Genomic DNA, 22,806 nt, shown 5'->3' on the forward strand with positions numbered 1-22,806 from the left:
GTGCTTGGTGGCTTGTCGCGCAGTTCCCCGCGCCCCTGGGCGGCGTTGTCCGTCCGTCAATTCAAGATCTCCTCGGCGTCCTCGTCCCTCGCCACCAGGGCCCTGTAACCCGGCTCCCCGTCGAGCAGTTCGCTGTGCGTGCCCGTGGCCGCCACCTTGCCGTTGACCAAGTAGTGGACGGTGTCCGCCTGGTCCAGGACCAGCGGCGACGTGGTGGTCACCACCGTCGTACGCCCCTGCCGTGCCGCGTGCAGGCGTTCGGCGACCCTTGCCTCCGTGTGGGCGTCCAGGGCCGATGTCGGTTCCACGGCGAGGAGGATCTCGGGGTCGGCCAGCAGGGCGCGGGCCAGGCGGATGCGCTGGCGTTGGCCGCCGGAGAGGTTGCGGCCCTGGGCGTCGATGGGGGTGTCGAGGCCGTCGGGGAGGCCGCGGACGATGTCCTCCGCGACCGCTGTGTGTACGGCCCGGGCGATCTCCGCCTCGCTGCGGCCATCGGGGCCCCAGTGCCCGCCGATCAGCTCCCGCAGTGTGCCCGCGAACAGGTCCGCCTCGTGGTCGGCGACCAGGATGCGCGCCCTGAGCTGCGGCAACGCGATGTCGGCCAGGGGTACGCCACCCCAGGTCGCCGCTGAGGGGGTGTAGCGGCCGAGGCGGTCCACCACGGCCGCGGCGTCCGTCGGCACGGCGGCGGCCAGTGCGGTCAGGCGGCCCGGGAGCAGCCGTACGCCGGACTCCGGGTCGTACAGCACCGACGGCTCCGCGGGGGCCTCGCGCGTGCCCGTGTCCGGTTCCGGCTCCAGGCGCAGCAGTCGTACGACGCGGCGGGCGGCCACCACGCCCCGGCCGAGCTGGTAGCCCCAGTCCACGAAGTACGACACCGGGCGGACGAGGACCGCGACATAGCCGTAGACCGACACCAGCTCGCCGACGGTGATGGTCCCCTGGGCCGCCATGCGGGCCGCCATCCAGGTCACCACCGCGAGGTACAGCGTCGGCAGTCCGACGCCGACGGCCTGCATCCAGCTGGTCACCGAGCCGACCCGGTAGCCCTGCTCGCGCAGGCGGGCCGAGTCCCGGCGGAAGGCGTCGGCGACCAGGCCCTTGCCACCGAGACCGTTGAGGACGCGCAGTCCGCCCGCGAGGTCGCCGATCCGGGCCGTCAGGACGCTCTGGCGCTCCCGGTACTCCGCCTCCGTGCCCTGCAGCCGGCGCATCAGCGGTCCGACGAGCAGGGCGATCATGGGCATGCCGAGCAGCACCACCACCGTGAGCTCGACGGAGACGGTCAGCAGCAGGCCGCAGACCGCGAGGTAGGCGGCGATCGCACCGACCCCGGGACCGATCACCGTGAGCGCGGAGGCGATCTGATGCACGTCGCCCACGCCGATCGTCACGATCTCCCCGGCCTCTACCTGCCGCGGCAGCGCGGCCCCGAGCCGTACCGCATGCCCGACGACGACCTTGACCGTGCGGAAGTTGGCGTCCATCCGCACCCGGGTCATCGTGCGGTGCCGCATGATGCTCAGCCACGCGTTGAACGCCCCGACCACCACCAGCAGCCCCGTCCACAGGGCGAGGGCGCCCATGTCGTCCTTCTCCAGACCCTCGTCCACGGCCCGGGCCATCAGCAGGGGCGTCGCCGCGAGCAGCACCATCCACACGCTGCCCAGCAGGGCGCCCGCCGCCGACCGCCAGGGCTGCCGCAGCACCAGCCACAGCAGATACCGCCAGCCACCCCGGGAGTCGGGCGTGCCCGGGTCCTCGTACGCGTCGATCACCTGTCGATCACCTGTCGTCCCCCTGGACGGTCTCGCCGGCCTGTCCCGTCGCGGGCACCGTCACGGTCACGCCAGACTGTCCCGCCAAGCCCGGTGCAGATCCGCGAACCTGCCCGTCCCCGCGACGAGTTCGGCCGGAGTGCCGTCCTCGACGATCCGGCCGTGCTCCATGACCAGGACCCGGTCCGCGATCTCGACCGTGGACAGCCGGTGCGCGATGACGACCGCCGTACGCCCGTGCAGGACCGTCGACATCGCGCGCTGCACGGCCCGTTCGCCGGGGATGTCGAGGGAGCTGGTGGCCTCGTCGAGGATCAGCACGGCGGGGTCGGCGAGCAACGCCCGGGCGAAGGCGACGAGTTGGCGCTGGCCCGCGGAGATACGGCCGCCCCGCTTGCGTACGTCGGTGTCGTAGCCGTCGGGCAGGGAGCTGATGAAGTCGTGCGCGCCGATGGCCTTCGCCGCCCGCTCGATCTCCTCGCGGGTGGCGTCGGGACGCCCGATGGCGATGTTCTCGGCGACCGTGCCGGAGAACAGGAACGCCTCCTGCGTCACCATCACCACCCCGCGCCGCAGCTCGGGCACGGCCAGCTCGCGCAGGTCGACGCCGTCCAGCAGGACCCGGCCGTCGGAGGGGTCGTAGAACCGGGCGAGCAGCTTGGCCAGCGTCGACTTGCCCGCGCCGGTCGAGCCGACGACCGCGACCGTCTGCCCGGCCGGGATCGTCAGGTCGAAGCGGGGCAGCACCTCGCCACCGGTGCGGTAGGCGAACCGGACGCCGTCGAAGACGACCTCGCGGCCGGGGTGCTCGCTCTCGAGCGCCGGGAGCTGCCGGGGTTCCCGGGGCTCGGGCACGGACGGCGTCTGGGCCAGCAGCCCGGCGATCTTCTCCAGGGAGGCCGCCGCCGACTGGTACGAGTTGAGGAACATGCCGAGCCGGTCGATCGGGTCGTACAGCCGCCGCAGGTACAGCACCGCGGCCGCCAGCACACCCAGGGCCAGCGTGCCGCCCGCGACCCGGTAGGCGCCCCACAGCACGATCCCCGCGACGGCGGTGTTGGCGACGAGGCGGGAGCCGACGACGTAACGGGCCATCTCCAGCAGCGCGTCGCCGTTCGTCCGCTCGTGCCGGGTGTTGAGTACGGCGAAGTCGGCGTCGTTGGCGGTCTCCCGCCGGAAGGCGCGCACCGGGCGGATGCCGTTCATCGTCTCGACGAACTTGACGATCACCGCGGCGATCGCGGTGGACCGCACGGTGTACACCCGCGCGGCACGCCGCCGGTAGAGCCGTACGAGGAGGTACAGCGGCACGAAGGAGGCCACGGCGACCGCACCCAGGCCGAGGTCCAGCCACAGCAGCATCGCCGAGATGTAGACGAACGACAGGATGACGGTGACGAGTTCCTGCAGACCCTCGTCGAGCAGCTCGCGCAGGGACTCCACGTCCGTCGTGGAGCGGGAGATGAGCCGGCCCGAGGTGTAGCGCTCGTGGAAGTCGATGCTCAGGGCCTGGGCATGGCGGAAGATACGGCCGCGCAGGTCGAGCAGCACGTCCTGGTTGACGCGGGCGGAGACCAGGATGAACCCGTACTGCAGGCCGCCGGAGGCCAGCGCGCACAGCAGATAGCCGACGGCGACGGCGGTCAGCGGGCCGAGGTCGTCGCGCCGGAACGCCGGTACGGCCGTGTCGATGGCGTACGCCACCAGCAGCGGGCCCGCCTGCACGGCCGCCTGCTGGAGCAGCAGCAGGAGGGTGGTCAGGGCGACGCGGGCCTTCAGGGGGGCGAGTAATGAGCGCAGGAGGGCCCCGGTGGCGCCCGGGGGAGTGGGCAGGACGTCGCGGTCGAAGGGGTCGCCCGGCTTGGCGGGGTCCTCGGCCGGCTGTTCCTTGCCCGGTGCGGTGGTGGTGGTCGCCGTCATCGGTCGGCCTCCTCGGTCCCGGCCATGAGGTGGGCGTACTCGGCGTTCGTGCGCAGCAGTTCGTGATGCGTGCCGACGGCGGCGATACGGCCGCCGGAGAGCAGGGCGACGCGGTCCGCGAGCAGCACGGTGGACGGGCGGTGGGCGACGATGAGGGCGGTGGTCTCGGCGAGCACGTCCCGCAGGGCGGCCTCGACGGCGGCCTCGGTGTGCACGTCCAGGGCGGACAGGGGGTCGTCCAGCACGAGGAACCTCGGCCGGCCGACCACGGCCCGCGCGAGCGCGAGGCGCTGGCGCTGGCCGCCGGAGAGACTGAGTCCCTGCTCGCCGACCTGTGTCTCGGTGCCGTGGGGCAGGGCGTGCGCGAAGCCGGCCTGCGCGACGGCGAGCGCCCGCTCCAACTCTGGCTGTCCCGCGCCGTCTCCGGCCCCCATGAGAACGTTGTCCGCGACGCTGGCCGAGAACAGGGTGGGTTCTTCGAAGGCGACGGCGACGAGTGAGCGCAGCTGTTCCCGTGACATGGCGGTGATGTCGGCGCCGTCCAGGGTGATCCGCCCGGACGTCACCTCGTGGAGCCGCGGGACGAGGGCGGTGAGGGTCGTCTTGCCGCTGCCGGTTGCGCCGACCAGGGCCATGGATTCGCCGGGGTGGATGTGGAGGTCTATGCGGTCGAGGATGGGTGGGGAGTCGGCGGGGGCGTCGGGGTAGCGGAACCGGACGTTGTGGAAACGGAGGCCGTCGTTGTCGGCTGCGGGCCGGTAGGGGCTGGTCGCGCCCCGCGGCGGAGCCGCATATCGATACAGCCCCGCGCCCCTTTGGGGCGCTCCCGTCTCCGGCGTTTGATCCATCACCTCGAAATACCGCTCAGTCGCCGTCGCTGCCTCCTGGCTCATGGCCAGCAGGAACCCGATCGAGTCCACAGGCCACCGAAGAGCCAGCGCCGTCGACAGAAACGCCACCAGCGTGCCCGCCGACAGCTCCCCGTCCGCCACCCGCACCGCACCCAGCACCAGCGCCGCCCCGATGGCAACCTCCGGCAGCGTCACGATGACGCCCCAGATGGTCGCCAGCAGCCGCGCCTTGCGCAGCTCCGTGCCCCGCAACGTCCGTGACAGCTCCCGGAACGCCCGGGCCTGACTGCGGTGCCGCCCGAACCCCTTGATGATCCGGATCCCGAGCACGCTCTCCTCGACGACCGTCGTCAGGTCGCCCACCTGGTCCTGCGCGCGGCGCGCCACCGTGGCGTACCGCTTCTCGAAGATCACGCAGGTGACGACCACGGGCACGGCCGGGATCAGGATCACCAGCCCCAGCGTCCAGTCCTGGAGCAGCATGATGATGACGCCGACGAGGATCGTCACACCGTTGACCAGCAGGAACGTCAGCGGAAAGGCGAGGAACATGCGCAGCAGCATCAGATCGGTCGTGCCCCGCGACAGCAACTGCCCCGACGCCCACCGGTCGTGGAACGCCACCGGCAGCCGCTGCAGATGCCGGTACAGATCCGCCCGCATCGCCGCCTCGACCCCCGCCAGCGGCCGCGCCACCAGCCACCGCCGCAGCCCGAACAGCAACGCCTCCCCGACCCCGAGCAGCAGCAGGAACAGCGCCCCGAGCCACACCCCGGCCGGATCCCGGTCGGCGACGGGCCCGTCCACCATCCACTTCAGGACGAGCGGAATGACCAGCGACAGACAGGAGGCGACGATCGCCACGAACGCGGCGGTGAACAACCGCGAACGCACCGGCCGCACATACGGCCACAGACGCAGCAGCGTACGCACGGCGGATCGGTCGGCCCTGTCCTCGGCGGTTGCACGTGTCGTCACCATCAGCAGCGAGCCTACGGATCGCCACTGACACTGCCCACCGAGTTTTGGCCGGTCCGCAATCGGCCGCTGGTCCTACGACCTGCGCGTTCGAGGGGTCGTACACAACGGGGATCGTCAGCCGTCCACCTTCAGCAACAGCACCGCCCGCGCCGGCACAGTGATCGCCGCCCCCGCTCGGTGCTCCACGCCCGGCGCCTCCCCCTGCTCCTCCCGCGACGTGTCGACGACCACCTCGTACCGCTCCGCCCACGGCGGCCCCGGCAGCACGAAGCTCACCGGCTCGTCCCCGGCGTGCAGCACGGCAAGAAAGCTGTCGTCGAGGATCGGCGCCCCGCGCTCGTCCCGGCCCGGGATGTCCCGCCCGGACAGGTACATGCCGAGCGTGGCGGCGGGCGCGTACCAGTCCCGTTCCGTCATCTCCGTGCCCCGCGCGGTGAACCAGGCCAGGTCCCGCAGCCCGTCGGCCGAGTGCGCCCGCCCGGAGAAGAAGGCACGGCGGCGCAGTACGGGGTGCCGGTGCCGCAGCTCGATCAGCCGGGACGTCAGGTCGAACAGCGCCTTCCAGCCGGGCTCATCCAGCAGCCCCCAGTCCAGCCAGCTGATCTCGTTGTCCTGGCAGTACGCGTTGTTGTTGCCGCGCTGCGTCCGCCCCAGCTCGTCGCCCGCGACCAGCATCGGCACGCCCGTCGACAGCAACAGCGTGGTCAGCAGGTTCCGCAACTGACGGCGCCTGAGCGCCCGTACGCCCTCGTCGTCCGTCTCTCCCTCGGCGCCGCAGTTCCACGACCGGTTGTCGTTCGAGCCGTCCCGGTTGCCCTCCCCGTTCGCCTCGTTGTGCTTGCGCTCGTACGACACCAGGTCCCGCAGCGTGAAACCGTCGTGCGCGGTCACGAAGTTGACCGAGGCGTACGGCCGGCGGCCACCCCACGCGTACAGGTCGCTGGACCCCGACAGCCGGTACCCCAGATCCCGGACATCCGGCAGCGCACCACGCCAGTAGTCCCGTATGGCGTTGCGGTAGCGGTCGTTCCACTCCGTCCACAGTGGCGGGAAGGCACCCACCTGATAGCCGCCCGACCCCACGTCCCACGGCTCGGCGATCAGCTTCACCCGCCGCAGCACCGGATCCTGCGCGATGACGGCGAGGAACGGCGACAGCATGTCGACGTCGTGCATGGAGCGGGCCAGCGCCGCCGCCAGGTCGAAGCGGAAGCCGTCCACGCCCATCTCCGTCACCCAGTAGCGCAGCGAGTCGGTGATGAGCCGCAGGACGTGCGGCTGGACGACGTGCAGCGTGTTCCCGCAGCCCGTGTAGTCCGCGTACCGGCGTGCGTCCGGCTGCAACCGGTAGTACCCCCGGTTGTCGATGCCCTTCAACGACAGCGTCGGACCCAGCTCGCCCGCCTCGGCCGTGTGGTTGTAGACGACGTCGAGGATGACCTCGATCCCGGCCGCGTGCAGAGCGTGGACCATGCGCTTGAACTCGCCGACCTGCTGACCGGTCGTACCGGAGGCGGCGTAGGCGGCGTGCGGGGCGAAGTAGCCGATGGAGTTGTAGCCCCAGTAGTTGCGCAGGCCCTTGCGCAGCAGATGGTCCTCGTGCGCGAACTGATGGACCGGGAGCAGCTCCACGGCCGTCACGCCCAGCTTCACCAGGTGCTCGATTGCGGCCGGGTGCGCCAGACCGGCGTACGTCCCCCGCAGCTCCTCCGGGATCCCCGGGTGCAGCTTCGTGAAGCCCCGTACATGCACCTCGTAGATCACCGAGTCGGCCCACGGCGTCTTCGGCCGGCGGTCGTCCATCCACTCGTCCTCCGGGGCGTCGTCGTGGACGACCACACCCTTCGGGACGTACGGCGCCGAGTCCCGGTCGTCGCGCACGGTGTCCGCGACATGCTGCTGGGGCCAGTCGCGGACATGGCCGTACACCTCCGGCGGCAGACTGAAGTCGCCGTCCACCGCGCGCGCGTACGGGTCGAGGAGCAGCTTTGCCGGGTTCCAGCGGCCGCCGGTCCACGGGTCCCAGCGGCCGTGCACCCGGTAGCCGTAGCGCTGACCCGGCATCACCCCCGGCACGAACCCGTGCCAGATCTCGTGCGTCAGTTCGGTCAGCTTGGCCCGCGTCTCCTTGCCCTGCTCGTCGAAGAGACACAGCTCGACGGCTTCCGCTCCCCCCGCCCACAGCGCGAAGTTGGTGCCCTCCACCCCCTCCGGGCCGACCCGGAAACGGGCGCCGAGCGGCACGGGCGCGCCCGGCCACACGGGCACACCGGGGGCCTTGCGCCGCGCGCCGTTCACGACGGCGTTCGGGCGCCCCTCCTCAGCGGCGACCGCGGCGGCCACCGCCTCCTGCTCGGCTGCGCTCGACACCTGTCGGCCTCCCACGGCTCAGGGACCACGTGATGTGAAAGGGGGGCACACGGTCGTCCCTGGCCGCGGCTCCCCGTCGCGTCGTCCTCCCTGATGTTCTGCCCACCCCATGGCTCGCACTCACGTTTCCCCAGACCCACCCCGGTCGTTGGGGTCTTCGTGAGGCACGTACAAGGGCGCGCGCGGCGCGCGGGGGCCGTGTTGGCCGCCGTACTGACATGGGCAGGACTGCTGGCCGGGGCGGCCGGCTGCACTTCGGACGGCGCCGGCATCGACCGGATGCTGGGCAAAGGGCCGGCCCCCGAGGACGTCATCCGGGTCACTCCCGACGACGGCACCAAGGGCGCACGCCCCGACGACAGGCTGCTCGTGCGCGTGCTCAGCGGGCGCCTGGAGTCGGTGAAGGTCGTCAAGTCCCAGGACGCGGAGGAATCCCCGGTCCCCGGGCACATCTCCGAGGACGGCCTGCGCTGGGAGCCCGACGACCCAGGGCTCGCGCTGGCCGCCCGGTACACGGTCGACGCGGTGGCCCTCGACGGCCACGGGCGCCGCAGCGCACGGCACACGACCTTCACCACGTACGTCCCCGACAAGCGGTTCATCGGATACGTCACCCCGGAGCACCGCTCCACCGTCGGCACCGGAATGATCGTCTCCCTGGAGTTCAACCGGGAGATCGAGCACCGCGCCGCCGTCGAACGCGCCGTCCAGGTCACCGCCGAACCGGCCGTGGAGATCCGCCCGCACTGGTTCGGCCGCTCCCGCCTCGACTTCCGCCCCCGGCACTACTGGAAGCCCGGCACCCGGGTCACCGTCGCGCTGCGCCTGCGGGACCTCGAAGGGGCGCCGGGGGTGTACGGGTTGCAGGACAAGACGTTCTCCTTCACCGTCGGCCGCCACCAGGTCTCCCTCGTCGACGCGGCCAGGCACACCATGCAGGTCCGGCGCGACGGCGAACTGCTCGCCACCGTGCCGATCACCGCCGGAGCCCCGAAGATGACCACCTACAACGGCAAGATGGTCGTCTCCGAGATGCTCGAACTGACCCGGATGAACGGCGCCACGGTCGGGTTCAAGAAGAAGGACGGCAAGGGCGAGTACGACATCCCCGACGTCCCGCACGCCATGCGCCTCACCGACTCCGGCACCTTCCTGCACGGCAACTACTGGGCGGACACCGACATCTTCGGACACAGCAACGTCAGCCACGGCTGCGTGGGGCTCAGGGACGTCAAGGGCGGCGGCTCCGAGACGCCCGCGGGCTGGTTCTTCGACCGCAGCCTGATCGGGGACGTCGTCGAGGTCGTCCGCAGCAACGACAAAAAGGTCGCCCCCGACAATGGCCTCGGAGGATGGAATATGGGCTGGAAGGAGTGGAAGGCGGGGAGTGCGGTGAAATAACTGGACAGGGTGGTGAGTTACCGGGCAGAGAGGTGACTTGCCGGACAGGAGGGTGACTTGCCGGACAGGGGGGTCAGTCACCCGATCAACCGGCTATCTGTCGATGTTGGAACGGAACGGTGACAATCGCGCGGGCCGACGCCCGTGACCTTGTGGTTAATATGCGCCGGTGCGCGCGGTGAACGCGCGGGGGAGCGGGTCCGACCAGGCCGACGGGGGCCGGGACCCGGGGAGGGGAGAACAACTTGAACGTGCGGCCGATATCGGGGGCGTCGGTTGACGCGCGGGGACGTAGGCGCAAGGGGCTGGCGGCACTGGCCGCCGTCCTGCTGCTCGGCGTCGCCGCGTGCGGCGGGGGCGGCGGAGCGGGCTCGGGGGCCGGCGACGGGAAGGGCGACGACTCGTCCACCGCGGAGGCCAAGAGGTCGCGGGCCGTCGTGACCATAGCCCCGGGGGACGGCGCCAAGGCCGTCGAGACCAGCGGTGCGCTGAAGGTCACCGCGGCCAAGGGCAAACTGACGGCCGTCGAGGTCAAGGACACCAAGGGCAAGGCGATAGCCGGGAAGATATCCGGTGACGGTGCCACCTGGACGCCGTCCACGCATCTCGCCGCCGCCACGAAGTACACCGTGCACGCGGTCGCGAAGGACTCCGACGGGATGGAGGCCACCAAGGAGTCCGACTTCACCACCCTGACCCCGAAGAACACCTTCATCGGCAACTTCAGGCCCGAGGACGGCTCCAAGGTCGGCGTCGGAATGCCGTTCTCGATCCGCTTCACCCGGGGCATCACCCACCCCGAGGATGTCGAGAAGGCGATCACCATCAAGACCGAGCCGGCCGTCGAGGTCGCGGGCCACTGGTTCGGCAACGACCGCCTCGACTTCCGTCCCGAGAAATACTGGAAGGAAGGCACCAAGGTCACCGTCGCCCTCAACCTCGACGGCGTCGAGGGCCGCCCCGGCGTCTACGGCGAGCAGACCAAGACCGTCTCCTTCACCATCGGCCGCAACCAGGTCTCGGTCGTCGACGTGAAGACCAAGAAGATGAAGGTCATGCAGGACGGCAAGGTCGTCAAGACCCTCCCCGTCACCACCGGCAAGCCCGGGTACGACACCTGGAACGGCCAGATGGTCATGACCGAGAAGTTCGTCGAGACCCGCATGAACGGCGACACGGTCGGCTACGACGGCGAGTACGACATCGAGGACGTCCCGCACGCCATCCGCCTCACCGACTCCGGCACCTTCATCCACGGCAACTACTGGGGCGGCGGCGCCTTCGGCAACTACAACGCCAGCCACGGCTGCGTCGGCCTGCGCGACGTCAAGGGCGCGTGGGACGGCGGTACGCCGGCCGCGTGGTTCTTCAACCACTCGCTGATCGGTGACGTGGTGGTCGTGAAGAACTCCAACGACGCGACGGTGGCTCCTGAGAACGGGTTGAACGGGTGGAACATGTCGTGGGAGAAGTGGAAGGCGTAGCGCCTCTCTGACGGCGTACGGCCCCGACGTCGACGTACGGCCCCGGTGCACGGCCTCGATGTGAGGTACGGCACCGGGGCCGCACCCGTTAGTCCCCGTTAACCTGCTCGCATGACCGTGAATCTCGAAGTCGCCGAAGGCGTCGGCACCCTTCGCCTCGACCGCCCGCCCATGAACGCGCTGGACGTCGCCACGCAGGACAGGCTCAAGGAGCTCGCCGAGGAGGCGGGCCGTCGTGATGACGTACGGGCCGTGGTGATCTACGGCGGGGAGAAGGTGTTCGCGGCCGGCGCGGACATCAAGGAGATGCAGGCCATGGACCACACGGCGATGGTCCTGCGCGCCCGGGCCCTGCAGGAGTCGTTCACGGCGGTGGCCCGGATCCCCAAGCCGGTGGTGGCGGCGGTGACGGGCTACGCGCTCGGCGGCGGCTGCGAGTTGGCGCTGTGCGCGGACTACCGGATCGCCGCGGACAACGCCAAGCTGGGCCAGCCGGAGATCCTGCTCGGTCTGATCCCGGGCGCGGGCGGCACCCAGCGGCTGGCCCGCCTGGTCGGACCGTCGAAGGCGAAGGACCTGATCTTCACCGGCCGTATGGTGAAGGCGGACGAGGCACGCGAGTTGGGCCTGGTGGACCGCGTCGTGGCGCCGGACCAGGTCTACGCCGAGGCGCACGCCTGGGCGGCGAAGCTGGCGCAGGGCCCGGCGATCGCGCTCCGCGCGGCGAAGGAGTCGATCGACACGGGTCTGGAGACGGACATCGAGACGGGCCTCGCGGTGGAACGGAACTGGTTCGCAGGGCTGTTCGCGACGGAGGACCGGGAGCGGGGGATGCGGAGCTTCGTGGAGGAGGGACCGGGCAAGGCGAAGTTCCTCTGAGTTTTGGCAAGGACCTCTGAGGCCTGCCGAGACACGGCAAACTCCGACCTGAAAGTCCCTCAACTCACTTGCAATTGACGGGGTGTCTGATCCGGGTCCCTCGATGGGGCGGTTTATGGCAGCCTTAAGGCAACCTTAAGCGTGCCTTGTCGAGGGAGCCCGTCGATTGCCGCCGGTGGACCCTTCGTCGCAGGTGGGGCGGGCTGTGGGTGACTCCGAACTGCCGCTGTCATATGCCCCCGGAGCCCCCCGGAATGGGGTATTCCGGGGGATGTATTCCTCGGGAACGGCCCCGAGGGGCGCTGTCGGCGGCCATGATGGGGGCATGGCGGGGCTGGAGGGTGTCGAACAGCCGCGGGGACACGGCCGTGCGATTGCGGCGCGCTGGTCGCCGGGGGTCGAGGACGAAGCTGCTTCAAAGGCGCTGGAGTTGTTCGGCAATCCGACGGAGGCGGAGGTTCCGCTCCCGTCCCGCCCCGAGTCCGCCGCCACCGCACGCCGGCTGGCCCAGGTCGTGGTTCTGCGCCAATGGGGACTGACCCCCAAGATGACGGAGGACGCGGTCTTACTCGTCTCGGAACTGGTCGGCAACGCCGTACGCCACACCGGCGCCCGCGTCTTCGGCCTCCGCATGCGCCGCCGACGAGGCTGGATCCGCATCGAGGTCCGCGACCCGTCCCGGGGGTTGCCCTGCCTGATGCCGGTCCAGGAGCTGGACGTCAGCGGCCGGGGCCTGTTCCTGGTGGACAAACTCTCCGACCGCTGGGGCGTGGACCTGCTGCCGCGGGGAAAGACGACGTGGTTCGAGATGAGAGTGGCCGACCGCTGAGGCTGCTGCCTCTCAAGAGCCTGCTCCGTGTGCAGCCCGGCCGGCCCGGAGCCGTTGTTGGCCGCGACCCGTTTCACACGGGAGGTCGGGTCCGAGAGCACCAGGCCACTCAGCCCCTCCAGGCCGGTCCGCATCTCTCGGCAGCGGCAGGCCCGGCATCGGCGCTTGAGGGCGAGGTCGAGGCCGCATGCTCCCCACCCACCCGTACAGGCCGCACCTCTCGGCGCTGGCCGACTTCTTTCAGCCGGTCCGGCGTTCGAGGTCAAGCCCACCGCCGTCCCGAGCCCCCACCCGCCCGCAGGGGGCGGCCACCTCTCGACGTCGGCTCGCCTCTTCCAGCCGGTCCGGCGTTCGAGGTCAAGCCCACCGCCGTCCCGAGCCCCCACCCACCCCAGGGGGCGGCCACCTCTCGACGTCGGCTCGCCTCTTCCAGCCGGTCCGGCGTTCGAGGTCAAGCCCACCGCCGTCCCGAGCCCCCACCCACCCCAGGGGGCGGCCACCTCTCGACGTCGTCCCGCATCTCTCAGCCCGTCCGGCGTTTGAGGACAAGGCCCCTTCAGGGCCGAAGCGGGGGTCTGGGGGCCGCAGGCCCCCAGGGATCGGGGTCGAAGGGGCGGAGCCCCTAGGGGATGGGACGGGTAGGGGCGGCGGGGGCGAAGAACGCTGGTGAGGGCGACCCGGACGAGCCGCTTATCGGGTGAATCATGCGTTTTTCCACGCAATCCTCATTAAATAGTCCGGTGACCTTGACCTGCCGCCCAGCCGCCCTCCCCGCCGCACGGAAGAACTGCCGATGAACCGAATCCACCGCACCCTCCTCCCCGGCCTAGGCCTCCTCGCGCTCGTCGCCTGCGGCACGGAGTCCGCCAAGGACAGGAACAGCGCGGCCGTCGAGTCCCACGGCGGCACCCAGGCCGCCATCCCCGCCCCACCCAAGAAGAAGCCCCTCGACGGCCTCCCCGGCATGCCCCCCGTCCTCGACCCGAATGACGTCTACGCCGCCGACCGCCCGGGCAAGCTCTCCCCGGTCGTCAAGGACTTCCCGTCCCGCGTCTACGTCCCCAACACCGAGTCGGACACCGTCTCCGTCATCGACCCGAAGACGTACGAGATCATCGAGACCATCCCCGTAGGGCGCCAGCCCCAGCACGTCGTCCCGTCCTGGGACCTCAAGACCCTCTGGGTCAACAACAACCGCGGCCACACCCTCACCCCCATCGACCCGAAGACAGGCAAGGCGGGCAAGCCGGTCGAGGTGCACGACCCCTACAACCTCTACTTCACCCCCAACGGCAAGTACGCCGTCGTCATGGCCTCCCTCGACCGCGAACTCGTCTTCCGCGACCCCCACACCATGAAGCGGCTCAAGACCGAGCCGGTCAGCTGCTACGGCGTCAACCACGCCGACTTCTCCCTCGACGGCCGCTACTTCATCGTCTCCTGCGAGTTCAGCGGAGAGCTGCTGAAGGTGGACACGGAGCGCATGAAGGTCGTCGGGCAGCAGAAACTCCCCTTCGAGGGCGCGATGCCGCAGGACGTGAAGGTCTCGCCGGACGGCAAGCGGTTCTACATCGCCGACATGATGGCCCACGGCATGTGGGTCCTGGACGGCGACAGGTTCACCGAGCCCACCCTCCTGCGCACCGGCAAGGGCTGTCACGGCCTCTACGTGAGCCGCGACTCCCGCGAGATGTACGTCTCCAACCGCGGCGAAGGCAGCGTCTCCGTCTTCGACTTCCGGAAGAACAGGCTCACCAAGAAGTGGCACCTCCCCGACGGCGGCAGCCCCGACATGGGCGGCGTCTCCGCCGACGGCAAGGTGCTGTGGCTGTCGGGCCGTTACGACGCCGAGGTGTACGCCATCGACACCCGCACCGGCGAACAGCTCGCCCGCATCCCCGTCGGCAGCGGCCCGCACGGCCTCGCCGTCTACCCGCAGCCGGGCCGCTACTCCCTGGGCCACACGGGCATCTTCCGCTAGCCGAGCGCCAGTTGACCCACAGCTGACCGGCAGTCAGTGGACACGCCGCCGTACGAGTGACGCTCCACATCCCGCCACCGAGGGCCCGGGATCGTACTCCCATGATCACAACTCGCCTGCGGCGGCGGGCCGCTGCCGCCGTCCTGTCCCTGTCGGCCGTCCTCGCGACCACCGCCGCCACGGCTCCCGAGACCGCCCGCACCTCGACGACCGCGCTCCCCACCTCGGCTGCCGCGACCGTCGCGAAGTCCGCCGCCCCCGCCCCGGCCGCCTGTCCCGTCCAGTACGACGACAAGATCAAGGCGGCCGCCGACCGTCGCGTCGACGTCGACCGCATCAGCCCCGACCCGGCGTGGCGCACCACCTGCGGCACGCTCTACCGGGCTGACGGCCGCGGCCCGGAGGTCGTCTTCCAGGAGGGCTTCAAGCCCAAGGACGTGGTGAACGGCCAGTACGACCTGGAGCAGTACGTCCTGGTCAACCAGCCCTCCCCGTACGTGTCCACGACGTACGACCACGACCTGTACAAGAAGTGGTGGAAGTCGGGCTGGAACTACTACATCGACGCCCCCGGCGGCATCGACGTCAACCAGACCATCGGCGACACCCACCAATGGGCCGACCAGGTGGAGGTCGCCTTCCCGGGCGGCATTGCCCGCAAGTACATCATCGGCGTCTGCCCGGTGAACAAGACGACCAAGGTCGAGATCATGAGCGGCTGCCAGAGCAACCCGCACTACGAGGCCTGGCACTGACATCCTGCCGGAGCTGCCTGTTGAGTCTCCACCCACTGGAGAGCCCACACTCGCGGGCATGACCGAAGACAGCACCGGACTCCTCACCATCGGCGAGCTGGCCCGGGCCACCGGACTGACCGTCCGGACCATCCGCTACTGGTCCGACGAGGGCGTCCTGCACCCGGTGACCCGGTCGTCCGGCGGCTACCGCCTCTACGACGCCGGGTCCGTCGCCCGCCTGGAGCTGATCCGCACCCTGCGCGAGCTGGGCCTGGGCCTGGACGACGTACAGAAGGTCGTCAGCGGTGAGAAGGACGTGGCGTCGGTCGCGGCCACGCACGTCGCCGCGCTGGACGCCCAGATCCGGTCGCTGAAGGTGACGCGTGCGGTGCTGTCGACCGTGGCGAGGCGGGGGTCGACCGCGCAGGAGATGACCCTGATGAACAAACTGGCGCGGCTCTCGGCGGCCGAGCGGCAACGGATCATGGAGGAGTTCGTGGAGGAGGCCTTGCACGGCCTCGACACGGTCGACCCCGAGATCCAGGAGCGGATGCGGCGCACCGCCGTCGACCTGGCGGAGAATCCGACGCCCGAGCAGGTCGACGCCTGGGTGGAGCTGGCCGAGATGCTGCAGGACCCGCAGTTCCGGGCGCAGATGCGGCGGGCGGTGGAGTTCAACGCCGCCGACCGGGGGCCGGCGCCGCCGCGGGGGCAGTCCCTGTGGTTCGCGCGGCGCCTGGTGGAGCTGGCGCGCCCGGTCCGCGAGCGCGGCACCGACCCCGCGGCGCCCGAGGCCGAGGAGGTACTGCGGGAACTGTTCGGGGACGCCGACCGGACCGCCGTACTGGAACGCATGACGGCCGGCTTCGACGAGCGGGTCGCCCGCTACCGCGAACTGCTCGCCATCGTGAACCGGCAGCCCGGCCCCCCGCACGCCGAGGACTTCGCCTGGGTGGTCGCCGCGTTGCGGGCGCGCGTGGGCGGTTAATCTGACCTGCGGCAGTAAGCCAGCCAGACATGACAAACGTATGAAAAGGGGCGGACCGGTGGCGCACATCGACATCGAGGAAGCACGCAAGCAGTTCGAGCGCATCGATGCGGACGGGGACGGTGCCATCACGGCCGCCGAGTTCAAGACCGCCCTGGCCCAGGAGGGCGACTGGAACGTGACCGAGTCGGTCGCCCAGGCGATCATCAACAGCCGCGACCTGGACGGCGACAAGCTCCTGTCGTTCGACGAGTTCTGGACCTTCCTGAACAAGTGAGGCACAGAAAAGGGGCGCCCGTTCCGACGTGACCGGGCGCCCCTTCGTCATGTCCGACGCCGGATCCGTACGCTCCAGCGTCCGTCGTCGTGCCGGTCCAGCAGCAGCGGTACGTCGAAGCACTTGCCGACCCGGTCACCGGTGAGGACCTCGCCCACGGGGCCCTGGGCGAGCACGCGGCCGTCGCGCAGCAGCAGGGCGTGTGTGGTGCCGGGCGGCAGTTCCTCCAGATGGTGCGTGACCAGGACGGTCGCGAGCTGCTGGTGGTCCCGGCGCAGTTCGTCCAGCGCGCCGATCAGCTGCTCCCGGCCCGGCAGGTCCAGGCCGGTGGCCGGCTCGTCCAGCAGCAGGAGCCTTGGCTCCGGCATGAGCGCCCGGGCGATCAGCGTGCGGGCCCGCTGCCCCTGCGAGAGCGTGGGCCAGCGAGACTCCCCGTGCTCGGCCAGACCCAGCGTCCGCACGAGCCGCTCGGCGCGTTCCTGCTGCTCCGGTGCCGGACGCCATCGGGGGAGTGGCTCGACGGAGTTGGTCAGCCCCGTCAGCACCACGTCCCGCACCCGCAGCGGCGACCGGAGCGGATGACGAGGGTCGACGTGGCCGACGTATGCGCGCAGCTCCCGCAGATCGACCCGGCCGAGCCGGCGGCCGAGCACCTCCACGGTGCCCCGGGTCGGGTGGACGAGCGCGCCGAGCAGGCTGAGCAGCGTGGACTTGCCCGCGCCGTTCGCGCCGAGCAGCGCCCAGTGCTCGCCCGCCCGCACGGTGAGGGACACCTCCTGGAGGATCGGCCGCCCGTCCCGGACGACGTGGACGTCCTCGGCGCGCAGTACCTCCGTCACCGCAGGGCCCGGTTCAGAGCGGACAGCACCGCCGCCACCGACGCCGTGAGGGAGGACGCGTCCCGGCCGGCTCCCCAGGCCGTCGTGCCGTTCACGCGGCACTCGGCGAAGGCGATCGCCTCCCCGTCGGCGGTGTGCTCGGCGAAGTCCAGGACGTCGACCTGGTGTCCGGCGCCGGCGAGCGCGTCGACGAAGGCGGACAGGGGGCCCGTACCGGTGCCCTCGTGGTCGTCGACGCGGTCGCCGGACTGGAGGGTGCAGACGAAGCGGTGGACGCCGGGCGCCTCCTGGTGGGTGGACCAGGCGTGCAGCCGTACGTCGCCCTGCGCCAGGTACGTCGCCGCGAACAGCTCGTACAGCTCCTTCGGCGTCGCCTCCCGGCCGCTGTCGTCCGTCGCCTCCTGCACGATCCGCGAGAAGTCGGGCCGCATCCGAGCCGGCAGGTCGATGCCGTGGCAGGTGCGCAGCAGGTACGTCACCCCGCCCTTGCCCGACTGCGAGTTGACGCGGATCACGGCCTCGTAGGACCGGCCGACATCGGCCGGGTCGATCGGCAGATACGGCACTTCCCACGGCGCCCGCTCCGCAGCCACCCCCGCCTCCGCGGTCACGCGCGCGTGATGGGCGAGCCCCTTGCTGATCGCGTCCTGATGGGTGCCGGAGAAGGCCGTGTACACGAGGTCGCCGGCGTACGGGTGGCGCGGATGCACGGGCAGCCGGTTGCAGTGCTCGACCGTGTCCCTGACGGCGTCGATGTCGCTGAAGTCGACCATGGGGTCGACCCCTTGGGCGTACAGATTGAGCGCGAGCGTCACCAGGTCGACGTTGCCGGTGCGCTCCCCGTTGCCGAACAGACAGCCCTCGACCCTCCCCCAGAGGGGGCACCCCCGGGCACCGGCCAGGACGGCGAGCTCGGCGCAGGCGACGCCGGTGCCGCGGTCGTTGTGCGGGTGGACGGAGAGGACGACCGAGTCCCTGCGGCCGAGATTACGGTGCATGTACTCGATCTGGTCGGCGTAGACGTTCGGCGTCGCGATCTCGACCGTCGCCGGCAGGTTGTGGGTGACCGGACGGTCGGGGCTCGCGTCCCACAACTCGGTGAGCCCGTCGCAGAGTTCGAGGACGAAGTCGGGCTCGGTGAGGTTGAAGGTCTCGGGCGAGAACTGGAAGCGGACGTTCTCGTCGCCCTCGGCTCGCCGCGCCATGTGCTCGGCTGCCTCCCGCACGGTCCGCCACACCTCCTCCCGGCCCCGGCCCAGGACGACGTCCCGCCACACCGTTGAGGTCGCGACGTACAGGTGCACGACGGCCCGCGGCAGCCCGGCGATCGAGTCAAACGTCCGGTCGATCAGGTCCCGGCGGGCCGGGGTGAAGACGACGGGCGTCACGTCGTCGGGCACGGCGTCGCCGGTCACCAGGCTCCGTACGAAGTCGAAGTCGGTACGGCTCGCAGCCGGATAGCCGACCTCGATCTCCTTGAAACCGGTCCCGACCAGCAGATCGAAGAAGCGGCGCTTGCGCGGGGTGTCCATCGGCTCGGCGAGTGCCTGGTTGCCGTCGCGCAGGTCCACGGGGACCCAGAGGGGAGCGCGCTCGATGCGGGCGGAGGGCCAACTGTGGTCACTGACAGGTACGTTCACACGCTCGTGGTAGGGGCGGTAGCGATGGTGGGGCATGCCACCCGTTCGCTGGCGATTCCAGTGGGTCTTCATCTGCGGTCGCTGCCTTCGTCTGGGCCGGACGGTGACCGGCAGCACGGCGTCCCGCGGCGGGGCGCCGGTCGCGTCAAACCCCGCCGCGGCAGCCGAGGAGAAGGAGACCGCGAAGCGTCATGCCGGTACGCTAACCACTGCTCAGGTCCTCAGACAAGTGAAACCCGCGAACTCCTCAGACAAGTGACCCCGAGCCTCTCGGGCAAGTGAAGTCCCCGTCCGCTCCGACAAGTTGGTGAACCGCCGATGGCACTACCCGGCCCGCTCCGCCCCAGCCCCCTGGTCGAACAGGCCGCCGAACGGCTGCGCGAGCAGATCGCCGGCGGCCACTGGCCCGTCGGCACCAAACTCCCCGGCGAGACCACGCTGGCCAAGGAACTCGGCGTCGGCCGCTCCACCGTCCGCGAGGCACTGCGCGCCCTGGCGGGAGCCGGCCTCGTCCAACCGCGCCAGGGCGCCGGCGTCTTCGTCATCGCCACCGAGCCCGTCGAGGACTGGCCCACGCGGTTGCGCAGGGCCGCGATCAACGACGTCTACGAGGTCCGCATGGCCGTCGAGGTCCACGCGGCCCGCCTGGCCGCCCGGCGCCGCACGCCCGGGGACGTCACGGCCATGGAGGCCGCACTGGAGGGCCGCCGGGCCGCGTCCGCGGGCGACGACGTGACCTTCGTCGACGCCGACATCGCCTTCCATGCGGCCGTGGTCGCCGCCGCCCACAATCCCGTACTCGCGGACCTGTTCACCGAGTTCACCCCGGTCCTGCGGGAGGGCCTCGTCGAACTCCTGGCCCTGACCGGCCTGCGTGCCCATGACCCCAACACGGCCGACGCGGCCCATGCGGCGCTCGTGCGCGCGGTCGCGGACGGGGACGCGGAAGCGGCGGCGGAGGTGCTGCGCCTGGAGTTGCAGGATCCGTTCGAGAGCTAGGCGGGGGGTTGGGCCAGGGCTGAACGACCTCTTCGGGGGCTAGACGATCTCGAGGGGCAGGTGGGGCCCGTCCGGCAGCTCCACCGCCACCGCGTCCCCGGGGCGCACGACACCACCCGCGACCACCACGCTCATGATCCCCGCCTTGAACCGCACGCCCCCGTCGTCGTCCCGCCCGACGACCTGCTTGAGCAGCCCCTTCTGGAACCCCTCGATCTGCGCACACGGATTCCGCAGCCCGGTCACCTCCACGACGGCCTCGTCCCCGAGCCGCAGCCGGGTCCCCTGCGGCAGGCCGAGCAGATCGATCCCGCGCGTCGTGACGTTCTCCCCGAGCTCCCCACTGGCCACCTCGAAGCCGGCCGCCCGCACCTCGTCGAACAACTCCTCGTGCATGAAATGCACTTGCCGCAGATTGGGCTGCGAAGGATCCCGCTGCACCCGAAACCGATGCTTCACGGTCACCCCCGCATGCACATCCCCCTCCACTCCCAGCCCCGCGATCAGCGTGATGCTGTCGCGGTTGGGCTTGGTGAAGGAGTACGTGCTGTTGCTGCTGACCGCAGCGACGGTCCCACCCATACCGAGAAGCTCCCCTCGTGTGTACGGCGCTTGCTTCGCCGCAGGTCGGAAGCCTAGGCGTTCTCGGCCCATTCACGCAGGGCGGCCTTGCTCGGGAAGTCTGCGACGTTCTTGTCGATCGGGTTGCTGGTGTACTGGTGGAAGCGCCACTTGGCCTTGATGCGGGGCTTGCCCGCGGTGACGTAGTCGGCGATCCAGAGGCCGTCGCCGGCGTAGGACGTTGTGTCCACATTGAGCCAATAGTCACGGTTGCAGTACAAGACGACCGGATTGCTCGGCCGCTTCTCCTTCACCTTCCGGATGAAGAGGTCCTTCTCCGCGTTGCTCGCATGCGTCCCCGCGCTCGTCGTCTCCCAGTCGACGGCAAGGATGTCGCCCGCTCTCTCGGGGGCCTTGCTGAGGAAGTAGTCCGCCTGGGCCGAGAGGTTGCCGGGCCACAGGAAGTGGTAGAAGCCGACGACGAGGCCGGCGTCGCGGGCGCGCTTGGTCTGGGCGGTGAGTTTGGGGTTGACGTAGGAGCGGCCCTCCGTCGCCTTGATGAAGACGAAGGAGATGCCGTCCGTGTCGTAGGTCGACGACTGGTACGCGCTTACGTCGATGCCGCGCAGCATGAGGGGACTCCCTGAAACGCTGGTGGGGGGACAGGAGTTGGAATGGGTGTATGCCCCACCGTGGCACGGCTGACGCGTCCGTGACGTGGAATTGTCAACATTCGATGATGTTGACCGCCAGCCCGCCCCGCGCCGTCTCCTTGTACTTCACGCTCATGTCGGCGCCGGTGTCCTTCATCGTCTTGATGACCTTGTCCAGGGACACCTTGTGCGAGCCGTCCCCCCGCATCGCCATCTTCGCCGCCGTGACCGCCTTCACCGCGGCCATGCCGTTGCGCTCGATGCACGGGATCTGGACCAGGCCGCCGACCGGGTCGCAGGTGAGGCCGAGGTTGTGCTCCATGCCGATCTCGGCGGCGTTCTCGACCTGCTCGGGCGAGCCGCCGAGCACCTCCGCCAGCGCGCCCGCCGCCATGGAGCAGGCGGAGCCGACCTCACCCTGGCAGCCGACCTCGGCGCCGGAGATGGACGCGTTCTCCTTGAAGAGCATCCCGATCGCACCCGCGGCCAGCAGGAAGCGGACCACTCCGTCCTCGTCCGCGCCCGGCACGAAGTTGATGTAGTAGTGCAGGACGGCGGGGATGATGCCCGCCGCGCCGTTCGTCGGGGCCGTCACCACCCGGCCGCCCGCCGCGTTCTCCTCGTTCACCGCCATCGCGTAGAGCGTGATCCACTCCATCGCGTGGGCCAGGGCATCGCCCTCCGCCCGGAGTTGGCGGGCGGAGACCGCGGCACGGCGGCGGACCCTGAGGCCGCCCGGCAGGATGCCCTCCTTCGACATCCCGCGCGACACGCACTCCCGCATCACCTGCCAGATCTCCAGCAGTCCCGCGCGGATCTCCTCCTCCGTGCGCCAGGCCCGCTCGTTCTCCAGCATCAGCGAGGAGATCGACAGGCCGGTCTCCTTCGTCAGGCGCAGCAGCTCGTCGCCCGTGCGGAAGGGGTATTTCAGCACCGTGTCGTCGAGCTTGATCCGGTCCGCGCCGACCGCGTCCTCGTCGACGACGAAGCCGCCACCCACCGAGTAGTACGTCTTCGACAGCAGCTCGGCACCGGAAGCGTCGAATGCCCACAGCGTCATGCCGTTCGCGTGGTACGGGAGGGCCTTGCGGCGGTGCAGGACCATGTCGTCGTCGAAGGCGAACGGGATCTCGTGCTCGCCGAGCAGCCGGATCCGGCCCGCGGCCTTGATGTCCTCCACCCGCTGGTCCGCCGTCTCCACGTTCACCGTCCGCGGCGAGGCGCCCTCGAGGCCGAGCAGCACCGCCTTGGGTGTGCCGTGGCCGTGGCCGGTCGCGCCGAGCGAGCCGTACAGCTCGGAGCGGACGGACGCCACGGAGGACAGCAGGTCCTCGTTGCGCAGGCGTCGCGCGAACATGCGTGCCGCGCGCATCGGGCCGACCGTGTGGGAGCTCGACGGGCCGATGCCGATCGAGAACAGGTCGAAGACCGAGATGGCCACGGGGACTCCTCAATACGGGGTGGTGCAGAAGGGTTTCTGCGGGGTGCCCCGCTCGCTCACTGACCAGTGTGCGGGACACCCCACAAAAAGGAACTACTTGTTCAGACCGGGGTACAGCGGGTGCTTGTCGGCCAGGGCCTTGACCCGGGCCTTGAGCGCCTGCGCGTCGTACGACGGCTTCAGCGCCTCGGCGATGA

18 protein-coding genes are annotated in these 22,806 nt (G+C 70.5%); 9 read left to right on the plus strand and 9 right to left on the minus strand.

The genetic code is table 11. From position 1 onward, the window contains the following. Nucleotides 1-56 precede the first annotated feature (56 nt). From ACZ7L6_RS42885 to glgX, 4 genes are all read right to left on the minus strand, one after another. On the minus strand, nt 57-1,778 hold the full coding sequence (locus ACZ7L6_RS42885; protein WP_471933885.1) for an ABC transporter ATP-binding protein: 1,722 nt from the start codon (nt 1,776-1,778) through the stop codon (nt 57-59). A gap of 66 nt (nt 1,779-1,844) precedes the next feature. Beyond that, nucleotides 1,845-3,698 (minus strand): ABC transporter ATP-binding protein, encoded by a 1,854-nt coding sequence (locus ACZ7L6_RS42890; RefSeq protein WP_471933887.1) that lies wholly within the window; start codon nt 3,696-3,698, stop codon nt 1,845-1,847. After that, nucleotides 3,695-5,530, minus strand: a complete 1,836-nt coding sequence (locus ACZ7L6_RS42895) for an ABC transporter ATP-binding protein (protein WP_471933889.1) — start codon at nt 5,528-5,530, stop codon at nt 3,695-3,697. Before ACZ7L6_RS42895 ends, ACZ7L6_RS42890 begins: the two co-directional genes overlap by 4 nt. 114 nt (nt 5,531-5,644) lie before the next feature. Continuing rightward, nucleotides 5,645-7,900 (minus strand): glycogen debranching protein GlgX, encoded by a 2,256-nt coding sequence (gene glgX / locus ACZ7L6_RS42900; RefSeq protein WP_471933891.1) that lies wholly within the window; start codon nt 7,898-7,900, stop codon nt 5,645-5,647. 159 nt (nt 7,901-8,059) lie between these two features. Between glgX and ACZ7L6_RS42905 the strand changes: the two genes are divergently transcribed. The 8 genes from ACZ7L6_RS42905 to ACZ7L6_RS42940 all read left to right on the plus strand — a co-directional run bounded on the left by ACZ7L6_RS42905 (nt 8,060) and on the right by ACZ7L6_RS42940 (nt 16,476). Further along, on the plus strand, nt 8,060-9,301 hold the full coding sequence (locus tag ACZ7L6_RS42905; RefSeq protein WP_471933893.1) for a L,D-transpeptidase: 1,242 nt from the start codon (nt 8,060-8,062) through the stop codon (nt 9,299-9,301). Between the two features lie 245 nt (nt 9,302-9,546). Further along, nucleotides 9,547-10,785: a L,D-transpeptidase gene (locus tag ACZ7L6_RS42910; RefSeq protein WP_471933895.1), complete on the plus strand. Its 1,239-nt coding sequence runs from the start codon at nt 9,547-9,549 to the stop codon at nt 10,783-10,785. 111 nt (nt 10,786-10,896) lie between these two features. After that, the gene (locus ACZ7L6_RS42915; protein ID WP_471933897.1) at nt 10,897-11,664 is read left to right on the plus strand and encodes an enoyl-CoA hydratase/isomerase family protein; all 768 of its coding nucleotides are present in this window, start codon (nt 10,897-10,899) and stop codon (nt 11,662-11,664) included. Between the two features lie 325 nt (nt 11,665-11,989). After that, the gene (locus tag ACZ7L6_RS42920) at nt 11,990-12,493 is read left to right on the plus strand and encodes an ATP-binding protein (RefSeq protein WP_471933899.1); all 504 of its coding nucleotides are present in this window, start codon (nt 11,990-11,992) and stop codon (nt 12,491-12,493) included. A 793-nt stretch (nt 12,494-13,286) separates the two neighbouring features. Further along, nucleotides 13,287-14,474 (plus strand): YncE family protein, encoded by a 1,188-nt coding sequence (locus ACZ7L6_RS42925; protein ID WP_471933901.1) that lies wholly within the window; start codon nt 13,287-13,289, stop codon nt 14,472-14,474. A 101-nt stretch (nt 14,475-14,575) separates the two neighbouring features. Further along, nucleotides 14,576-15,229: an ADP-ribosyltransferase gene (locus ACZ7L6_RS42930; RefSeq protein ID WP_471933903.1), complete on the plus strand. Its 654-nt coding sequence runs from the start codon at nt 14,576-14,578 to the stop codon at nt 15,227-15,229. A gap of 58 nt (nt 15,230-15,287) precedes the next feature. Then, the gene (locus ACZ7L6_RS42935) at nt 15,288-16,199 is read left to right on the plus strand and encodes a MerR family transcriptional regulator (RefSeq protein WP_471933905.1); all 912 of its coding nucleotides are present in this window, start codon (nt 15,288-15,290) and stop codon (nt 16,197-16,199) included. A 40-nt stretch (nt 16,200-16,239) separates the two neighbouring features. Continuing rightward, nucleotides 16,240-16,476 carry an EF-hand domain-containing protein gene (locus ACZ7L6_RS42940; protein WP_471933907.1) on the plus strand — a complete coding sequence of 79 codons (237 nt, stop codon included), beginning with the start codon at nt 16,240-16,242 and terminating at the stop codon, nt 16,474-16,476. Nucleotides 16,477-16,523: 47 nt separating this feature from the next. On the opposite strand, the gene ACZ7L6_RS42945 is transcribed toward ACZ7L6_RS42940, so the two are convergent. Together ACZ7L6_RS42945 and ACZ7L6_RS42950 are read right to left on the minus strand one after the other, a co-directional pair. Then, the gene (locus tag ACZ7L6_RS42945; protein WP_471933909.1) at nt 16,524-17,315 is read right to left on the minus strand and encodes an ABC transporter ATP-binding protein; all 792 of its coding nucleotides are present in this window, start codon (nt 17,313-17,315) and stop codon (nt 16,524-16,526) included. After that, nucleotides 17,312-19,027 (minus strand): 2-isopropylmalate synthase, encoded by a 1,716-nt coding sequence (locus tag ACZ7L6_RS42950; RefSeq protein WP_471933911.1) that lies wholly within the window; start codon nt 19,025-19,027, stop codon nt 17,312-17,314. The genes ACZ7L6_RS42945 and ACZ7L6_RS42950 overlap by 4 nt, the downstream gene beginning before the upstream one ends. A 246-nt stretch (nt 19,028-19,273) precedes the next feature. Here ACZ7L6_RS42950 and ACZ7L6_RS42955 point away from each other — a divergent pair, with 246 nt between their 5' ends. Then, nucleotides 19,274-19,954 carry a FadR/GntR family transcriptional regulator gene (locus ACZ7L6_RS42955; protein WP_471933913.1) on the plus strand — a complete coding sequence of 227 codons (681 nt, stop codon included), beginning with the start codon at nt 19,274-19,276 and terminating at the stop codon, nt 19,952-19,954. Nucleotides 19,955-19,993: 39 nt separating this feature from the next. Here ACZ7L6_RS42955 and ACZ7L6_RS42960 read toward each other — a convergent pair whose 3' ends face one another. The 3 genes from ACZ7L6_RS42960 to ACZ7L6_RS42970 form a co-directional block, all read right to left on the minus strand. Next, nucleotides 19,994-20,536: an MOSC domain-containing protein gene (locus ACZ7L6_RS42960; RefSeq protein ID WP_471933915.1), complete on the minus strand. Its 543-nt coding sequence runs from the start codon at nt 20,534-20,536 to the stop codon at nt 19,994-19,996. 53 nt (nt 20,537-20,589) lie between these two features. Beyond that, entirely contained in the window at nt 20,590-21,147 is a 558-nt protein-coding gene (locus ACZ7L6_RS42965; protein ID WP_471933917.1) for a glycoside hydrolase family 25 protein, read from the minus strand. Between the two features lie 94 nt (nt 21,148-21,241). Next, nucleotides 21,242-22,609 carry an L-serine ammonia-lyase gene (locus ACZ7L6_RS42970; protein WP_471933919.1) on the minus strand — a complete coding sequence of 456 codons (1,368 nt, stop codon included), beginning with the start codon at nt 22,607-22,609 and terminating at the stop codon, nt 21,242-21,244. Nucleotides 22,610-22,806: the final 197 nt, after the last annotated feature.

The organism is Streptomyces sp. NPDC107522 (assembly GCF_055657525.1).